General features: G+C 71.2%; 10 protein-coding genes, 2 tRNA genes and 1 riboswitch. Of the genes, 4 read left to right on the forward strand and 8 right to left on the reverse strand.

Features of this window, described 5'->3' with window-relative positions; all coding sequences use genetic code 11:
• Positions 1–27: 27 nt before the first annotated feature.
• Both trmB and OG410_RS20340 read left to right on the forward strand, forming a co-directional pair.
• On the forward strand, positions 28–864 hold the full coding sequence (gene trmB, locus OG410_RS20335; RefSeq protein WP_329300503.1) for a tRNA (guanosine(46)-N7)-methyltransferase TrmB: 837 nt from the start codon (positions 28–30) through the stop codon (positions 862–864).
• 89 nt (positions 865–953) lie between these two features.
• Positions 954–2,300 (forward strand): PrsW family intramembrane metalloprotease, encoded by a 1,347-nt coding sequence (locus OG410_RS20340; protein WP_329300504.1) that lies wholly within the window; start codon positions 954–956, stop codon positions 2,298–2,300.
• Between the two features lie 88 nt (positions 2,301–2,388).
• On the opposite strand, the gene OG410_RS20345 is transcribed toward OG410_RS20340, so the two are convergent.
• The 5 genes from OG410_RS20345 to OG410_RS20365 all read right to left on the reverse strand — a co-directional run bounded on the left by OG410_RS20345 (position 2,389) and on the right by OG410_RS20365 (position 7,758).
• Complete coding sequence (locus tag OG410_RS20345) at positions 2,389–3,333, reverse strand: aldo/keto reductase (RefSeq protein ID WP_329300505.1); 945 nt, start codon at positions 3,331–3,333, stop codon at positions 2,389–2,391.
• A gap of 132 nt (positions 3,334–3,465) precedes the next feature.
• Positions 3,466–4,500 carry a M23 family metallopeptidase gene (locus tag OG410_RS20350; RefSeq protein WP_329300506.1) on the reverse strand — a complete coding sequence of 345 codons (1,035 nt, stop codon included), beginning with the start codon at positions 4,498–4,500 and terminating at the stop codon, positions 3,466–3,468.
• 11 nt (positions 4,501–4,511) lie between these two features.
• Positions 4,512–4,668, reverse strand: a riboswitch (cyclic di-AMP (ydaO/yuaA leader).
• Positions 4,669–4,974: 306 nt separating this feature from the next.
• The gene (locus tag OG410_RS20355; protein ID WP_443063898.1) at positions 4,975–6,111 is read right to left on the reverse strand and encodes a PP2C family protein-serine/threonine phosphatase; all 1,137 of its coding nucleotides are present in this window, start codon (positions 6,109–6,111) and stop codon (positions 4,975–4,977) included.
• A 325-nt stretch (positions 6,112–6,436) separates the two neighbouring features.
• Positions 6,437–6,510 (reverse strand) — tRNA-Met (locus OG410_RS20360).
• Positions 6,511–6,615: 105 nt separating this feature from the next.
• Complete coding sequence (locus OG410_RS20365; protein ID WP_329300508.1) at positions 6,616–7,758, reverse strand: dihydrofolate reductase family protein; 1,143 nt, start codon at positions 7,756–7,758, stop codon at positions 6,616–6,618.
• A gap of 81 nt (positions 7,759–7,839) precedes the next feature.
• Between OG410_RS20365 and OG410_RS20370 the strand changes: the two genes are divergently transcribed.
• Together OG410_RS20370 and OG410_RS20375 are read left to right on the forward strand one after the other, a co-directional pair.
• A complete protein-coding gene (locus OG410_RS20370) occupies positions 7,840–8,349 on the forward strand; it encodes a MarR family winged helix-turn-helix transcriptional regulator (RefSeq protein WP_329300509.1) in 510 nt (169 codons plus the stop codon).
• 123 nt (positions 8,350–8,472) lie between these two features.
• On the forward strand, positions 8,473–9,126 hold the full coding sequence (locus OG410_RS20375) for a GTP cyclohydrolase II (RefSeq protein WP_329300510.1): 654 nt from the start codon (positions 8,473–8,475) through the stop codon (positions 9,124–9,126).
• A gap of 58 nt (positions 9,127–9,184) precedes the next feature.
• Here OG410_RS20375 and OG410_RS20380 read toward each other — a convergent pair.
• The 3 genes from OG410_RS20380 to OG410_RS20390 form a co-directional block, all read right to left on the reverse strand.
• Positions 9,185–9,257, reverse strand: a tRNA-Lys gene (locus tag OG410_RS20380).
• Positions 9,258–9,379: 122 nt separating this feature from the next.
• Positions 9,380–10,915, reverse strand: a complete 1,536-nt coding sequence (locus OG410_RS20385) for an amino acid permease (RefSeq protein WP_329300511.1) — start codon at positions 10,913–10,915, stop codon at positions 9,380–9,382.
• 58 nt (positions 10,916–10,973) lie between these two features.
• A complete protein-coding gene (locus OG410_RS20390; RefSeq protein ID WP_329300512.1) occupies positions 10,974–14,024 on the reverse strand; it encodes an FG-GAP-like repeat-containing protein in 3,051 nt (1,016 codons plus the stop codon).
• Positions 14,025–14,116 lie beyond the last annotated feature (92 nt).

Consider the following 14,116-nt stretch of genomic DNA (forward strand, 5'->3'; position numbering starts at 1 on the left):
CACGGCGCCCGTAAAATCGACTCCACTGTGTCTGAATTCCTCGACTCCACCGAAGAGACCCGGCCCGCCTCCGCCGAGGACGGCTCGCCGCGTCACCACCGCGCCAAGGGCGGGCCCCGCTTCCCCGACGGTCCGCAGGCGGATCCCGCCGGCTCGCACTTCGAACGGCGGATCCGGAGTTTCCAGCCGCGCCGGAGCCGGGTGACGACCGGACAGGCCGACGCGCTGCAGCGGCTGTGGCCCAAGTGGGGTCTGGACATCGACGGACAGCAGACGCTCGACCTCGCGGAGCTGTTCGGGGCGGACCTGCCCGTCGTGCTGGAGATCGGCTTCGGCATGGGCGAGGCCACCGCGCAGATGGCGGCCGAGGACCAGGGGACCGGGATCCTCGCCGTGGACGTGCACACACCGGGGCAGGGCAACCTGCTCAATCTCGCCGAGCGGAACAGCCTCACCAACATCCGCGTCGCCAACGGGGACGCGATCATCCTGCTGCGCGAGATGCTGCCGCCCGCCTCCCTGAACGGCCTGCGCGTCTATTTCCCCGACCCCTGGCCCAAGAAGCGGCACCACAAGCGGCGGCTGATCCAGCCGGAGTTCCTGGATCTCGCCGCGACCCGTCTCGCGCCGGGCGCGCTCGTGCACTGCGCGACGGACTGGGAGCCGTACGCCGAGCAGATGCTCGAAGTGCTGAGCGCGCACCCCGCCTTCGAGAACACCCGGTCGGACGGCGGTTTCGCGCCCCGTCCCGAGTTCCGGCCGCTGACCCGTTTCGAGGGCCAGGGACTGGACAAGGGTCATGTGGTGAACGACCTCCTCTTCCGGCGCGTACAGCATCGAGACCAGCACGCCCCGGGCGACTGACCCGCACACACCCGCCGGCGTCCGCCGGGAGATCCCGGGGACGCCGGTTACCGTCGCGGGCCACGCCCTCCCTCGTTAGGGTCAATGCCGTGGCCATCCATCCGCCGTACCCGAACCGGCCCGGCGCCCCCGCCGGACCCGCGCTGCGCCATCCGCACTGGTGGCAGCGCGGTTGGGTGCGGTACGGAGCGCTGATCACGCTGCTCGCGATGTCGGGTCTGGTGATCCTCGCCCTCGTCCGCGAACAGACCGGGACCGAAGGCTTCCTGGTCGGCCTCGGACTGGCCGTGTTCCCCGTGCCGCTGCTCATAGCCGCCTTCCGGTGGCTGGACCGGGTCGAGCCGGGCCCCTGGCGCAACCTCTTCTTCTCCTTCGCCTGGGGCGCCTGCGCGGCCGCGCTCATCGCGATCGTCGCCAACAGCTTCGCGACCCGCTGGATAGCCATGACGACCGCGGATCCCTCCGGCGCCGACACGCTCGGCGCGACCGTCATAGCGCCCGTCGTCGAGGAGTCGGCGAAGGCGGCGGCCGTCCTGCTCGTCTTCCTCTTCCGCAGACGGGACTTCACGGGGATCGTCGACGGTGTCGTCATCGCCGGGGTCACGGCCACCGGCTTCGCCTTCACCGAGAACATCCTCTATCTCGGCACCGCGTTCGGCACCGACCAGCTCAGCGGGGAGAGCGGGCTCGCCTCGGTCACCGCGGCGACGTTCTTCGTCCGCGTGGTCATGTCGCCCTTCGCGCATCCGCTGTTCACCGTGCTGACCGGCATCGGCTTCGGCGTCGCGGCGCTGTCCGCCGAACGCCAGCACGCGCGCCGGGTGCTGCTGCCCCTCACCGGACTGCTGCTCGCGATGGGCATGCACGCGATCTGGAACGGCTCGGCGGGCTTCGGCCGGTTCGGGTTCTTCGGTGTGTACGCGGCGTTCATGGTGCCCGCGTTCGGGCTGCTGACCTGGCTGGTCGTCTGGACCCGGCAGCGCGAGCTGCGGACCGTGCGCGCCGAACTGCCCGTGTACACCGCCGCCGGCTGGCTGGGCGCGGCCGAGCCGTGGGTCCTCGGCTCGATGCGGGCGCGGCAGCTCGCGCGCGAGTGGGCCGGCCACCACTTCGGGAAGAGCGCGGCACGCTCGGTGGCGGAGTACGAGGCGTACGCGACCTCGCTGGCGTTCCTGCGCCACCGGGGGCGCCGGGGCCGTGCGGGCGCCGACTTCGTCGTACGGGAACGCGAGTTGCTCGACGAGCTGTGGCGCCGCCGGGAGATCGCGCGTCCGGCGCTCGCCTACGCGGCCCGCGCCACGGCACCGCTGCCCGCACCGCCGCCCTGGCCTGCCCCCGGGTACGGCTACATCGCCCCGCCGGCCCGGCCCTACGGCCCACCGGCACAGGCATCCGCGCCGGTCCCGTATCCGGCGTACAACCCGTACCGCTCCTAGGGCCGGACGCCCGGGACCGGCGTGGACACCACCGGTCCCCACACCCGCGCCACGGGCCGGTGGGTACCCCGGGTCCGCGGTACGGCCGTTACGCCGACGCCTGCGTCAAGCGCGTGAGTTCCTCGTCCGTCAGCACCAGGTCCGCGACCCCCAGCAGGGCCGGGAGCTGCTCCACGGTGCGGGCGGAGGCGATGGGCGCGGCGACCGTCGGCTGTGCGGCCAGCCAGGCGAGGGCGACCGTCGGGACGGCGACGCCGTGGGCCGCGGCGATCTCGTCGAGGGCGGCGAGGACCAGCGGCCCGCGTTCCGTGTCGAGGTGCTTGGCCGCGCCCGCGGCCCGGGCCGAGTCGACCGTCGTACCGGGGCGGTACTTGCCGGTGAGGAAACCGGAGGCGAGCGCGAAGTACGGGACGGCGGCCAGACCGGCCCGGGAGGCGACCTCCAGCAGGGAGCCCTCGTAGGTGTCGCGCGAGACGAGGTTGTAGTGCGGCTGGAGCGCGACATACCGCGCGAGGCCCTCGCGGTCGGAGAACTCCAGGGACTCCCGCAGCCGCTCCGGAGAGATGTTGGAGGCGGCGATGTGCCGCACCTTGCCGGCCGTCACCAGCTCGTCGAGGGCGCCGATGATCTCTTCGACCGGCACGTCCGGCTTGTCGAAGTGCGTGTAGTAGAGGTCGATGTGGTCGGTGCCCAGGCGGCGCAGCGACGCGTCGGCCGCGGCCTTGATGTTGGCGCCGGACAGACCCGGGTACGCGGGGTGCTGGCTGACCTTGGTGGCGACCACGATGTCCTCGCGGTTGCCGCGGGTCCTCAGCCACTTGCCGATGATGGTCTCGGACTCGCCGCCCTCGTTGCCCTCGATCCAGGCGGAGTACGAGTCGGCCGTGTCGAGGAAGTTGCCTCCGGCGGCCGCGTAGGCGTCGAGCACGGCGAAGGACCGGGTCTCGTCGGCCGTCCAGCCGAAGACGTTGCCCCCGAGGGAGAGCGGGAAGACCTCGAGGTCGGACGAACCGAGCTTGCGAAGAGAAGTCATGTACGGGTTCAACACCCGTCCCGGATGGATGTATTCCGCAATCACCTGGGCCGGCGGGCCGTCGCCCGCGCCCGGACGACCGACAGCCCTGACGTCGGGGGGGTTGACGTCAGGGCTGCCGGAGATCGGAAATCAGGGGTTGAGGCCCTTGCTCTGGAGCCACGCCATCGGGTCGATGCCGGTGGCGGCGCCGCCGGGGTGCACTTCGAGGTGCAGGTGCGCCCCGGTGACATTGCCCGTCGCGCCCACGCGTCCGATGACATCACCGGTGGCGACCTTCTGGCCCACGCTGGCACTGATGGACGACTGGTGGCAGAACCAGAGCTCCGTACCGTCGTCGAGGGTGAGGATCGTGCGGTAGCCGTACGAGCCGGCCCAGCCGGCCTCCGTGATGGTGCCGCTGTGGACCGCCTTGATGAGCGTGCCGGTGGGTGCCGCGAAGTCGAGTCCGGTGTGGTAGCCGGAGGACCACAGGGCACCGGCCTCGCCGAAGGTCGAGGTCAAGGTGTAGGAGGACGTCGGCAGCGTGTAGCTCTTGGCGAGTTCGGCGAGGCGCTCCTGCTCGGCCTTCGCCTTGGCCGCCTCCTCCGCCTTCTCCTTCGCGGCGTCGGCCTTGGCCTCGGCTTCGTTCTGCTGCTTGGCGGCGAGGTCGACGGCCTTCTTCGCGGCGGCCGTCTGGGCGGCCTGCTGCGTGGCGGTGTCGGCCTGGTTCTGCTGCGCCTGGGCCTGCTGCATGATGCGGTCGCGCAGCGCCTCACCGGCGTCGGTGGTGCCCTGGGCCTCGTCGACGGTGGTCAGACCGGCGCTGGTGAGCGGGGTCGCGGAGCCCTTGGGAGTGCTGGATCCGCCGTCCGAGATCAGGGCCTTCGCCGAATCGGTGACCGACGACAGGTCGGGCAGCGAGATCGAGACGGGCGGCTTGCCCGGAGCGGCGCTGGCGATACCACCCGCACCGACGGCGGCTATGACGCCGACGCCGAGAACCGTGGAGCTGCGGGCGAGTCCTCCGCCGCGCTGCTTGCCCGTGCGGTGCCGGCCGCGGACGGGAGCGACGGAATCCGCGGTGGGATTCCACTCCTCCCAGGGTCCCTCGTCCTTGCCGTAGCCGAAGGTGTGTGTTTCGTTCGGCGCGAACGAGGTTGGCTGAGCGGGCCGGTTGGACGCCACGTGGGCGCACTCCTTTCCTTCCTTGCCGCCTACCGGGTTAGCTGACGGGTTCGGAGCAGGAAGGTCTCCTACGCGCGTACGGCCACCGTGTTTCCACGGCGGAATACGCCCGATTCACCCCACGAGTTGGTTCCCCGGTTCCCTTACGGGATTCGGCGCGTGCGCACGGAGCCGCCTCTTGTGACGGTTGTGACGACCGCGCTGCGTTATCGAACGTTAATAGACCCAGGCACCGAATTCCAAGCTGTTCCGACTGATCATTAACGGCTCTTGGCCAGGACTTTGGGGTCATGAGCGATGAAAAACGGGCGAGTTGACCTCATGGTGTCGACACGGGTTTTTCTGACAGTAAGTCAGGTGCTAGGCGGAGGGACACGGTCCGGTCACCGCTCGTGACCGAGCCCGGAAAAAGCCGTCGCCCAGGGGGTGAAACACCTCCCGGACAACGCGCGGCTCCCTCGGCGAGCACACCCGTCACGGGCGCCGGACGGCGAGCAGTGCCATGTCGTCCGTCAACGCGCCGCCCGTGTGCAGGCGGGCCGCCTCGAAGAGGGCGGCCAGCAGCGCGTCGGGGCAGGGAAAGACCCGTCCGGCCAGCCAGACGGCCGGATCGAAGAACTCCCCGCGCGCGTCACGGGCCTCGGACAGTCCGTCGGTGTGCAGCAGCAGCGTCGTCCCGCGCGGAAATCCCTCCCGCACCGTCGGGGCGGGCAGGCTTCCCAGTTCACTCATCCCGAGGGGCAGCGCGAAGGACTCGGCGGTAAGGGTGAGAAGCGTGCCGTCGGGATGCAGCAGCAGGGGCGGCGGGTGACCGCGGTTGACGACGCGTACGACGTCCTCGCCGTGCGGGATCTCGGCGAGGACCGCGGTCGTGAACCCCTCGGCCGCGTCGACGCTGTCGCGCCGGGTGCCCGCGCGCGTCAGCGCCCGCTCCAGCCGCTCCGCGACGCCCTCCAGGGTCGCCTCCTGCTCGGCCGCCTCCCGGAACGCCCCGACCACCGTCGCGACCGTGGCCACCGCGGTCATCCCCTTCCCCCGTACGTCCCCGACGACCAGCCGTACGCCGTGCGGGGAGTCCTGCACGGCGTACAGGTCCCCGCCGATGAACGCGTCCTCCTGCGCCGCCTCGTACCGGGCCGCGACCTCCAGTCCGGCGATCCGCGCCTCGGGCTCGGGCAGCACGGCACGCTGCGCGAACTCGGCGATCTCCCGGACGGAGGCGAGCCGTTCGTCGCCGCGCCGGACGACCGTGTTGATGAGGACGGCGAGGACCGCGGCCATCGCCACGGTGACCACCTCGGTGACCGCGTCGACCTGAAGGACGATGCCGAGGACGAGGTGGGTGATGATCACGGCGCCGACGGCGAGGGCGCCGGCGAGAACGGTTCCGCGCGGCGAATAGAGGGGTGCGGCGACCAGGGGCGCGGCCGCGAACAGGGGGGTCGCGGTGAATTCCGACGGGGTGAGGTAGTCGTAGACGACCCCGGCGGCGACGAACAGCACGGGCAGGGCCCGGACGAAGGCGCGTGCGTACACGATCCCGCGCGGCTCCGCCACCGCCGCCGGACCGGGCGGCAAAAGGCTCCCGGACCCACGGACACCGCGGGACAGCCGGTCGGCCCGGTCACGGGGCCGTCCGGTCCGCCGCTCGCCTCCTGGCTGCCCCGCCACCCGTCCAGAAGACCCGGTACGGGGGCGGCGGGCGACCGGTGTGGCCCGACCGGGGGAGGACACCGCCTGCCGGAGCGAACCGGGACCGGCACGAAGAACCGCGCGAACCGGGAGCGGCACGAAGAACCACGGCCGGAAGAAGGCGAAAGCGGCCGAAAGGAAGCGGAAGAAGCCGGAAAAGAGCCCGGAGCAGTCGGCGGAACCGGCGGGGGCAAACACCAAGGGCCGGAACTCGTGAATCCGAGTTCCGGCCCTTGGCCTTCAGTAGCGGGGACAGGATTTGAACCTGCGACCTCTGGGTTATGAGCCCAGCGAGCTACCGAGCTGCTCCACCCCGCGTCGTTGAAACCAGTGTACGCCATCCGCGGGACCCGAAGCACACGCGTTGAACGTGCCCCTCCAGCGGCGCGGGCACCCGGCTTCTCCCCTGCTGCTCCCCGGCTTCTACCCCGCCACCAGATGCCGGTTGGGGGCCTTGGCGCGGTCCGCGTACTCGGGAAGGACGGCGACCTCGGCGCCCGCGGCGGCGAGGAGCCCGTTCCCGTCGGCGTCCCTGACGAACGTGTCGGGCTCGCGCCAGGCGGTGACGACCCGTCGCACACCGGCGTCCAGGATGAGCCGGGCGCACGGCGCGGGCCGGGAGGCGCGGTGGGCGCACGGTTCCAGGCTGCTGTAGACGGTGGCGGCGGCCAGCCGGGGATCGGCCGGGTCGATCTTGGCGAGGGCGGCCTCCTCGGCGTGCACGACGGGATCGCCGCCCTCGCGGGAGTGACCCCGGGCCAGCTCGGTCCCGTCGGCCGCGACCACGACGGCGCCCACGCTGAAGGCGGTCTTCGAGGGCGGGCACAGCTCCGCCAGCTCACAGGCGAGCTCCAGCCACCGCCGGTCCGCGGCGGAGGCGAGCGAGCCGGCGCCGGGCGCGGTGGGGACGTAGCGGATGAGCACGACGTCGCCGACGGGCCGCGTCTCCACCAGCCGCATCCGGCCCCGGGGGTACTCCCCGGTCCCGAACAGCCGCGGCGCGTCCGGCTGCCCGACGAAGAGGGGGGCGACGGCGAGCTGGAGCTCGTCGGCGAGTTCCTCGCGCACGAGCTGGGTGTGGACCTTGCCGCCCCCTTCGACCATGAGGCGGCGCACCCCCCGTACGTCGTGCAGGTGTTCCAGGAGCACACGCCAGTCGAGTCCGGGCCCGGTCGGGACGACGTCCACGCCGACGATCCCCTTCAGCAGGGCGGACGCCCGCAGCGCGCCCTCGTCCGTCGTGTAGACGATCTTCTCGCCGCCCGTGTGCCAGAACTGGGCCCCGGGGTCGAGCTCACCGGAACCGCTGACGGTGACCTTCAGGGGGTATTCGGGGCGGCCGCCGGCGACACGGGCCGCACGCCGTTCGGCGGAGTTGACCAGGAGCCGCGGATTGTCCGTGCGCAGGGTGCCGGCGCCCACCAGGATCGCGTCGCTGGAGGCCCGCACCTCGTCGACCCGGTCGAAGTCGGCCGGGCCCGAGAGCAGCAGCCGCTCGGGGCCGGTGTCGTCCAGGAAACCGTCGAGGGAGACGGCGGCGGACAGCAGGACGTAGGGACGGGGCATCGGGACGCTTCCTCCGGTCGCACGCGCGCGGTGAGTTCGAGCGCAGTGGTTCAATTTTTAAACAATACCTAGACTGGTCTCATGACGACCCGCTGGCTGACCGCCGCCGAACAGCACGCCTGGCGCTCGTACCTCTCCGCGAGCTCCCTCCTGGAGGACGCCATCGACCGCCGGCTCCAGGCGGAGGCGGGGATGCCCCACCTTTACTACTCCATCCTGGCCAAGTTGTCCGAGGCACCGGAGCGGAGGCTGCGGATGACCGACCTCGCCGAGGCCCAGAAGATCACCCGCAGCCGTCTGACGTACGCCGTGACCCGGCTGGAGAAGGACGGCACCGTACGCCGGGAGGGCTGCCCCACCGACAAGCGCGGGCACATGGCCGTCCTCACCGACGAGGGCACGGCCCTCCTGGAGCGGGTCGCGCCGGGGCACGTCGAGACGGTGCGGACGGCGATCTTCGACCATCTGACCCCCGAGCAGGTGCGGCAGCTGGACGAGATCTGCGGAACCATCACCCGGGCGATCCAGGGCGGGAATTCCGGGGCGCCCGGGGAAGATCTGCCCTGGCGGCGGCGCTCCTGCTCCTCGTGAGGCGCTCGAGGGGGACGTGAACCCCATTGCTTGAAGTTTGAAGCAGATGTAGTGTCTCGTTCCGTGGCTGTGCTTCAAATCTGAAGCACAGCCCCGTACGAACCCGCCGGACGGAGAGACCCCATGCGCGACCACCCCACCGCCACCGTGCGCACCCGCGTCCGCGTACCCCTGCGCTTCGGCGACGGCTACTCCGTCGACGCCCAGCTCGTGACCTTCCACGGCCTCGACGACGGCAAGGAGCACCTGGCCGTCGTCCTCGGCGAGCCCGGCCCGAACCCGCTGGTGCGACTGCACTCCGAGTGCCTGACCGGCGATGTGTTCGGCTCGGCCCGCTGCGACTGCGGACCCCAGCTGCGCGAGGCGGTGGAACAGATCGCGGACCGCGGCGGCGTCCTGCTGTACCTGCGCCAGGAGGGCCGCGGCATCGGCCTCTACAACAAGCTCGACGCGTACGCCCTCCAGGACCAGGGCCTGGACACCTACGCCGCCAACGCGGCCCTCGGTCTGCCCGAGGACGACCGCGACTACACGGCGGCCGCCCAGATGCTCCGGGCCCTCGGCATCGGCTCCCTGGACCTGCTCTCCAACAACCCGGACAAGGCCGAACAGCTCCGCGAGCTCGGCATCACGGTCTCCCACCGTGTCCCGACGGGCGTCTTCACCACCGCCCACAACGTCCGCTACCTGCGCGCCAAGGTCCTCCAGACCCAGCACACGCTGCCGCTGCAGGAACTCACGGAGCGCACGGAACTCACGGGACTCACGGCCGGCTGACGGCCCTCGAACGAAACAAGCCCCCGGTTCAGATCGCTCTGAACCGGGGGCTCTTCCGTAGACCCTGTGGGACTCGAACCCACAACCAATGGATTAAAAGTCCACTGCTCTGCCAATTGAGCTAAGGGTCCCCGCACCGGGAAAACACCGACACGGCGCACCGGCTCGCGCCGATGCATCCCCGAGCATAGCGGGACGTGGCCGGGACTCCGATCGGGTATCGGTGCCCCGGCCACGCCGAAGGCCCACAAGGTCAGGGATCGACCGGTTCGGGTGCACCCTTGCGGGCGGCCTCACGGGCGATCGTGCGCCGGTGCTCGGGGTTGAGGAACCAGTGACGGGCCGAGGCCAGCCACCAGGCCGCGGCGAAGCCGAGGACGGCCAGGACGGCGATCGGGGCGTAGTTGAACGTCTCCCAGGTGACCGGGGAGACCTGGGGCAGCATGAACAGGACCGTGATGACGGCCACCCAGCCGACCGCGATCACGCCGACCGGGCGGGACCAGCGGCCCAGATGCCAGGGCCCGCGCTCGAAGGCGTCCCCCTTCCGCACCCGCAGCAGCGTCGGGATGACGTACGCGACATAGAGGCCGATCACCGCGATCGACGTCACGGCGGCGTAGGCCGCGTAGTTGATGAGGTACGGCAGGCCGAGCACCAGAGCGCCCAGCGCGGCCAGCCAGACCGCCGCCACGGGGGTCCGGGTGCGCGGGTTCACCGTGTGCCACACGTGCGAGAACGGCAGCGCGCCGTCGCGCGAGAAGGCGTAGATCATGCGGCTGTTGGCCGTCACCGACGCCATGCCGCAGAACAGCTGCGCGCCGATCACGACGAGCAGCAGGAGCTTCCCGGAGGTCGCGCCGAGCGCGTCCAGCAGGATCTGCGCCGGGGGCGCGCCGGTCGCCGAGCCCAGCTCCTTGTCGTACGACTGGATGGCGAAGGTGAAGCCGAGCAGCAGGACGAACCCGGCGATCCACGAGGTCCAGATGGACCGCACGATGCCCTTCGGGCCTGCCGTGGAGGCGTCGTGGGTCTCCTCCGTCATATGGGCGGAGGCGTCGTACCCGGTGAACGTGTACTGGGCCATGAGGAGTCCGACGAGGACGACGTAGACGCCGCTGCCCCAGCCCGTGTTGTTCACGAACTCCGTGAACACGAAGCCGGCCGACTGGTGGTGGTCCGGCACGAAGGTCAGCGCGCCGACGATGACGGCGACGCCGACGACGTGCCACCACACGCTGATGCTGTTGAGGAGGGCGACGATCCCCACGCCGAAGGTGTTGAGGAGGCCGTGCAGGATCAGGATCCCGGCGAACAGCAGGACCGTGCGGCCCGGCGTCACCTCGAAGTCGAACTGGAGGTTCAGATAGGCGCCGAGGAAGGACGCGGCGCCGAAGTCGATGCCCGCGGTCACGGCGACCTGGCCGAGGACGTTGAACCAGCCGGTGAACCACGCCCAGGCGGCCGCGCTGCGCTCCGGGGCGAGCCGGTGCGCCCAGAAGTACAGCCCGGCGGAGGTCGGATAGGCCGAACAGATCTCGGCCATCGCGAGTCCGACGAACAGCGTCATCAGTCCGACCGCGACCCAGCCCCAGGTGATCACGGCGGGACCGCCGGTGTTCATGCCGAACAGATACAGCGTCAGGCAGCCCGACAGGACCGAGATGATCGTGAAGGAGACCGCGTAGTTGGAGAACGCCGACATGCGGCGGGCGAGTACCTGTGTGTAGCCGAGCTGGGCCAGCCGCTCTTCGTCCGACAGCCCAGTCGCTCTGGCGTCATCTGTCATGCCCCCAGCGATTCCCTCGCCGGGGGCATGACATGCGCTGCAGGGGAGGGCAAGTTGGCTAGAAAAGGCCCTTGTAGCCCTGCCAGCCGCCGCTGATCTTCACCCGGGAGCCGAACGAGCCCGTCCCCGTACCGGCGCTGCGGTAGACGTTCCCCGAGGTGTCGCGCTCGACCAGGTCGTTCTTCCCGTCGCCGGTGATGTCGCCGACCCCGACGATCGCGTTGTAGGACGCGCCCCAGGCGGAGAAGACCTTCACCCGCTCCTTCAGCAGACCTGCCCCGGTGCCGTTGTAGCGGTACAGCGTTCCCGCCTTGTCCCGCGCGAGGACGTCCCCGATCCCGTCACCGTTCAGGTCCCCGGCACCGACGATCTTCGTGTAGCCCGTCCACGCCGTACGGATCTTCTTGCCCGCGGCGAGCGTTCCGTCGCTCTTCGCGGCGAACAGGTAGAGGTCGCCGGTCGAGGCCTTCCGCCCGAGCAGATCCGGCCGCCGGTCACCGGTCAGGTCGCCGGGCGAGGTCAGGACGTCGTACGCGTTCCAGCCGGTGCCGAGCGCCTTGTACGAGGTCGAGGGGGTCGGCGCCGTGCCGCACGCGGGCTTGTAGCCGCGCAGGGACCCGTCGCTCATCCGCACCAGGACGTCGTTGCAGCGGTCGCCGTTCAGATCGCCGAACGGCACCGCGACCGCCTTGGCCGACCAGCCGTTGCCGGTGACCTTTCCGGCGAACTCGCCCTTCCCGTCGCCCTGCTGGAAGGTCAGCCCGCCCAAGGAGCTGAGGGTGAGCAGGTCACCGATGCCGTCCGGGCCATGTCCTCCGGAGCCGGTGTGGTCGTGACGCGCCGGTGCGGCCTTGCGCAGCCCGACCGTGCCACCCACCTCCAACGAGCCTCCGGCACCGTCCGCCGGTGTGACGGACAGCGTCCAGTCGTACGAGCCGTTCGGCAGGAGCACGTCCCCGGGAAGGGTGTGGTCGACGCCGGACCAGCCGACGCTCAGCTCCCCGCGCGCGGCGCCGCCGTCCTGCGTGTCCACGACCTTGCCGGCCTTGTTCCGCACGGTCAGCCGCCAGCTCGACGACGGCTTCGACAGCAGCAGGGTGGCGAGGGTGCCCGGTGTCGTGTCGATCTGACTCTGCTCGACGTAGGAAGCCTTCTGGGCCGGCGCCAGCAGCCGCAGCGGCTGCTGGGCCACCCCGGACGCCACGAGGTGCACGCGCTGCAGGCCGTCCACGTACGCGGCGTTCGCGCCGGACTCGTCGACCGTCCAGCGCACGTCGCGCTGCGAGACGCCGGTGTCGGGCAGGTCGCCGATGACCCGGCTCTCGGCGTTGCCGCCCGCGACCGCCGTGAGCGTCAGCTTCCCGGCCGCCTTGTCGTGGGTGACGACGTACCCGTCGCCGAGCTTCGCCTCGCCGGCGGGCACGGCCACGGACTTCTTCGCCGTACGGTCGAACACACCGGCCCTGCCGTCACAGGTCCAGTAGATCCAGCGGCCGAGGGCCTGCAGCTCGGTGGGCGTGCAGCCGGCGGCGGTCGTGAGGGTCTCGGTGGTCTTCTTCGCGGTGAGGTCGTACGCGGTGACGGTGCCGGGCGTCGATCCCGCCGTCCAGAGCACGTCGCCGGAGAGCGCGGCGGCTCCCGGAGTACGGGTGAGCGCCGGGGTGCCGTCGCCGCCGATCGCGTACACGTACTGCTTGTCGGCGGCCGTGTAGAGGACGTACCGGCCCGAGACGTCGGTGACCCGTCCGCCTGCGGGCACGGCCTGCTGCCACAGCCCCGCCGCCGTCGGGCCGTTCACCCGAAGCATCTCGGCGGTCTCCGACCCGTGCTCCAGCCAGACGATCCGGCCGTCGGCGGTTCCGTGCAGCGGGGCACAGGACGCGCTGTCGGTCTCGCAGGAGCCGATCATCACGTCGGACGTGAGGCGCGGGGTGAAGTCGCCACGTTCGCCGTACTCGGGGCTTCCGGTCACCGCGACGGTCCGCACGTAGTCGTCACGCGTTCCGTTCCTGCTGGTGTCCGTGACGACGAGACGGCCCTCGTCGAGGGAGATCCCCTGGACCGGGACGGGCGGCTTGGGCAGCGGCCTGACCTGCGTGACGACCGGGGTACCGTCCGGACCGGGTGCGAGGCGCCGGATGCCCCAGTCGTCGGGGCCGGTGCGGCCGATCTTCACGGCGGAGCCGCCGGGGCCGGCCGCGATCCCGTAGCTCGAGGACGGCATCAGCGTCATCGCCTGCCCGCCCGCGATCGGCTGCGCGGTCACCTGGCCCACGCCGTTGACCAGCCAGTCGCCGACGACAGCCAGGTCGTGGGTGGCGTTCGGCCCGTCGCCTGTCCCCTGCAGAACGACCTCGGCAGGTGTCGCCGACAGGTCGGCGCGGGGCAGCACCAGGACCTTGGCCTTGTCGTAGGCGAAGACGACGACATGGTCCGGGGCGATCAGCGCCCTGCTGTACGCGACGGGAAGCGGGCCGCTCCAGCTCTGCACCCGGCCGCTCTCCCGGTCCACCGCGACCAGACGCATCTCGCCGTCCAGCGACGCCCGCAGGAAGACGCTCGTGGCGTCGGCGCCCGCAGGTATGCCGAGCAGCAGCCCCGCCGGTCCACCGCCGACGGTCACGTCACGGGTGCTTCCGTCGGGCCCGGGGGTGAGCAGGTGCATGATCCGGGTGCTCGTCCCGTCCTCGGCGGGCTCGTTGCGAAACGCGACGGCCAGGTTGTCGAAGGCCGTGAGATACCCGAGGTTCGCGGGGATCTGGACGCTGCGGGACGTACCGTCCGTCGCGTCCCAGAACTCGACCCGGCCGTCGGCGTCCTTGTACGCCAGGACATCGCTGCCGGTGGCCATGGGGGACAGGCCGGACCGCTGCGGTACGGGGACGGACTCGCCGTCGGCGTACCGCGTCCACAGCAGCCCCGTCCTGCCCTCCTGCCTGTGGAAGACACCCTGCGCCCCGGCACTGTCGTGGCCGGATCCCGTCGAGGTGCCGGAGAATGCGGCCGAGGTGTAGGAACTCCGCAGCGCGGCGGGTACGACCGTCTCCTGAACCGCGCCCACCGCGGAGGCGGACGTCTGCAGCAGCGGGACCGCGCCGCCCGCGAGCATCGCGGAAGCGGCCGCGGCGACAGCCGCACGTCTCGCTCGCGGGCGACGGACGAAGGCATGACGAAGCAAAGAAACCCCTCCCGGAACAGTGG

It is taken from the genome of Streptomyces sp. NBC_00659 (assembly GCF_036226925.1).
Taxonomy (GTDB): Bacteria; Actinomycetota; Actinomycetes; order Streptomycetales; family Streptomycetaceae; genus Streptomyces.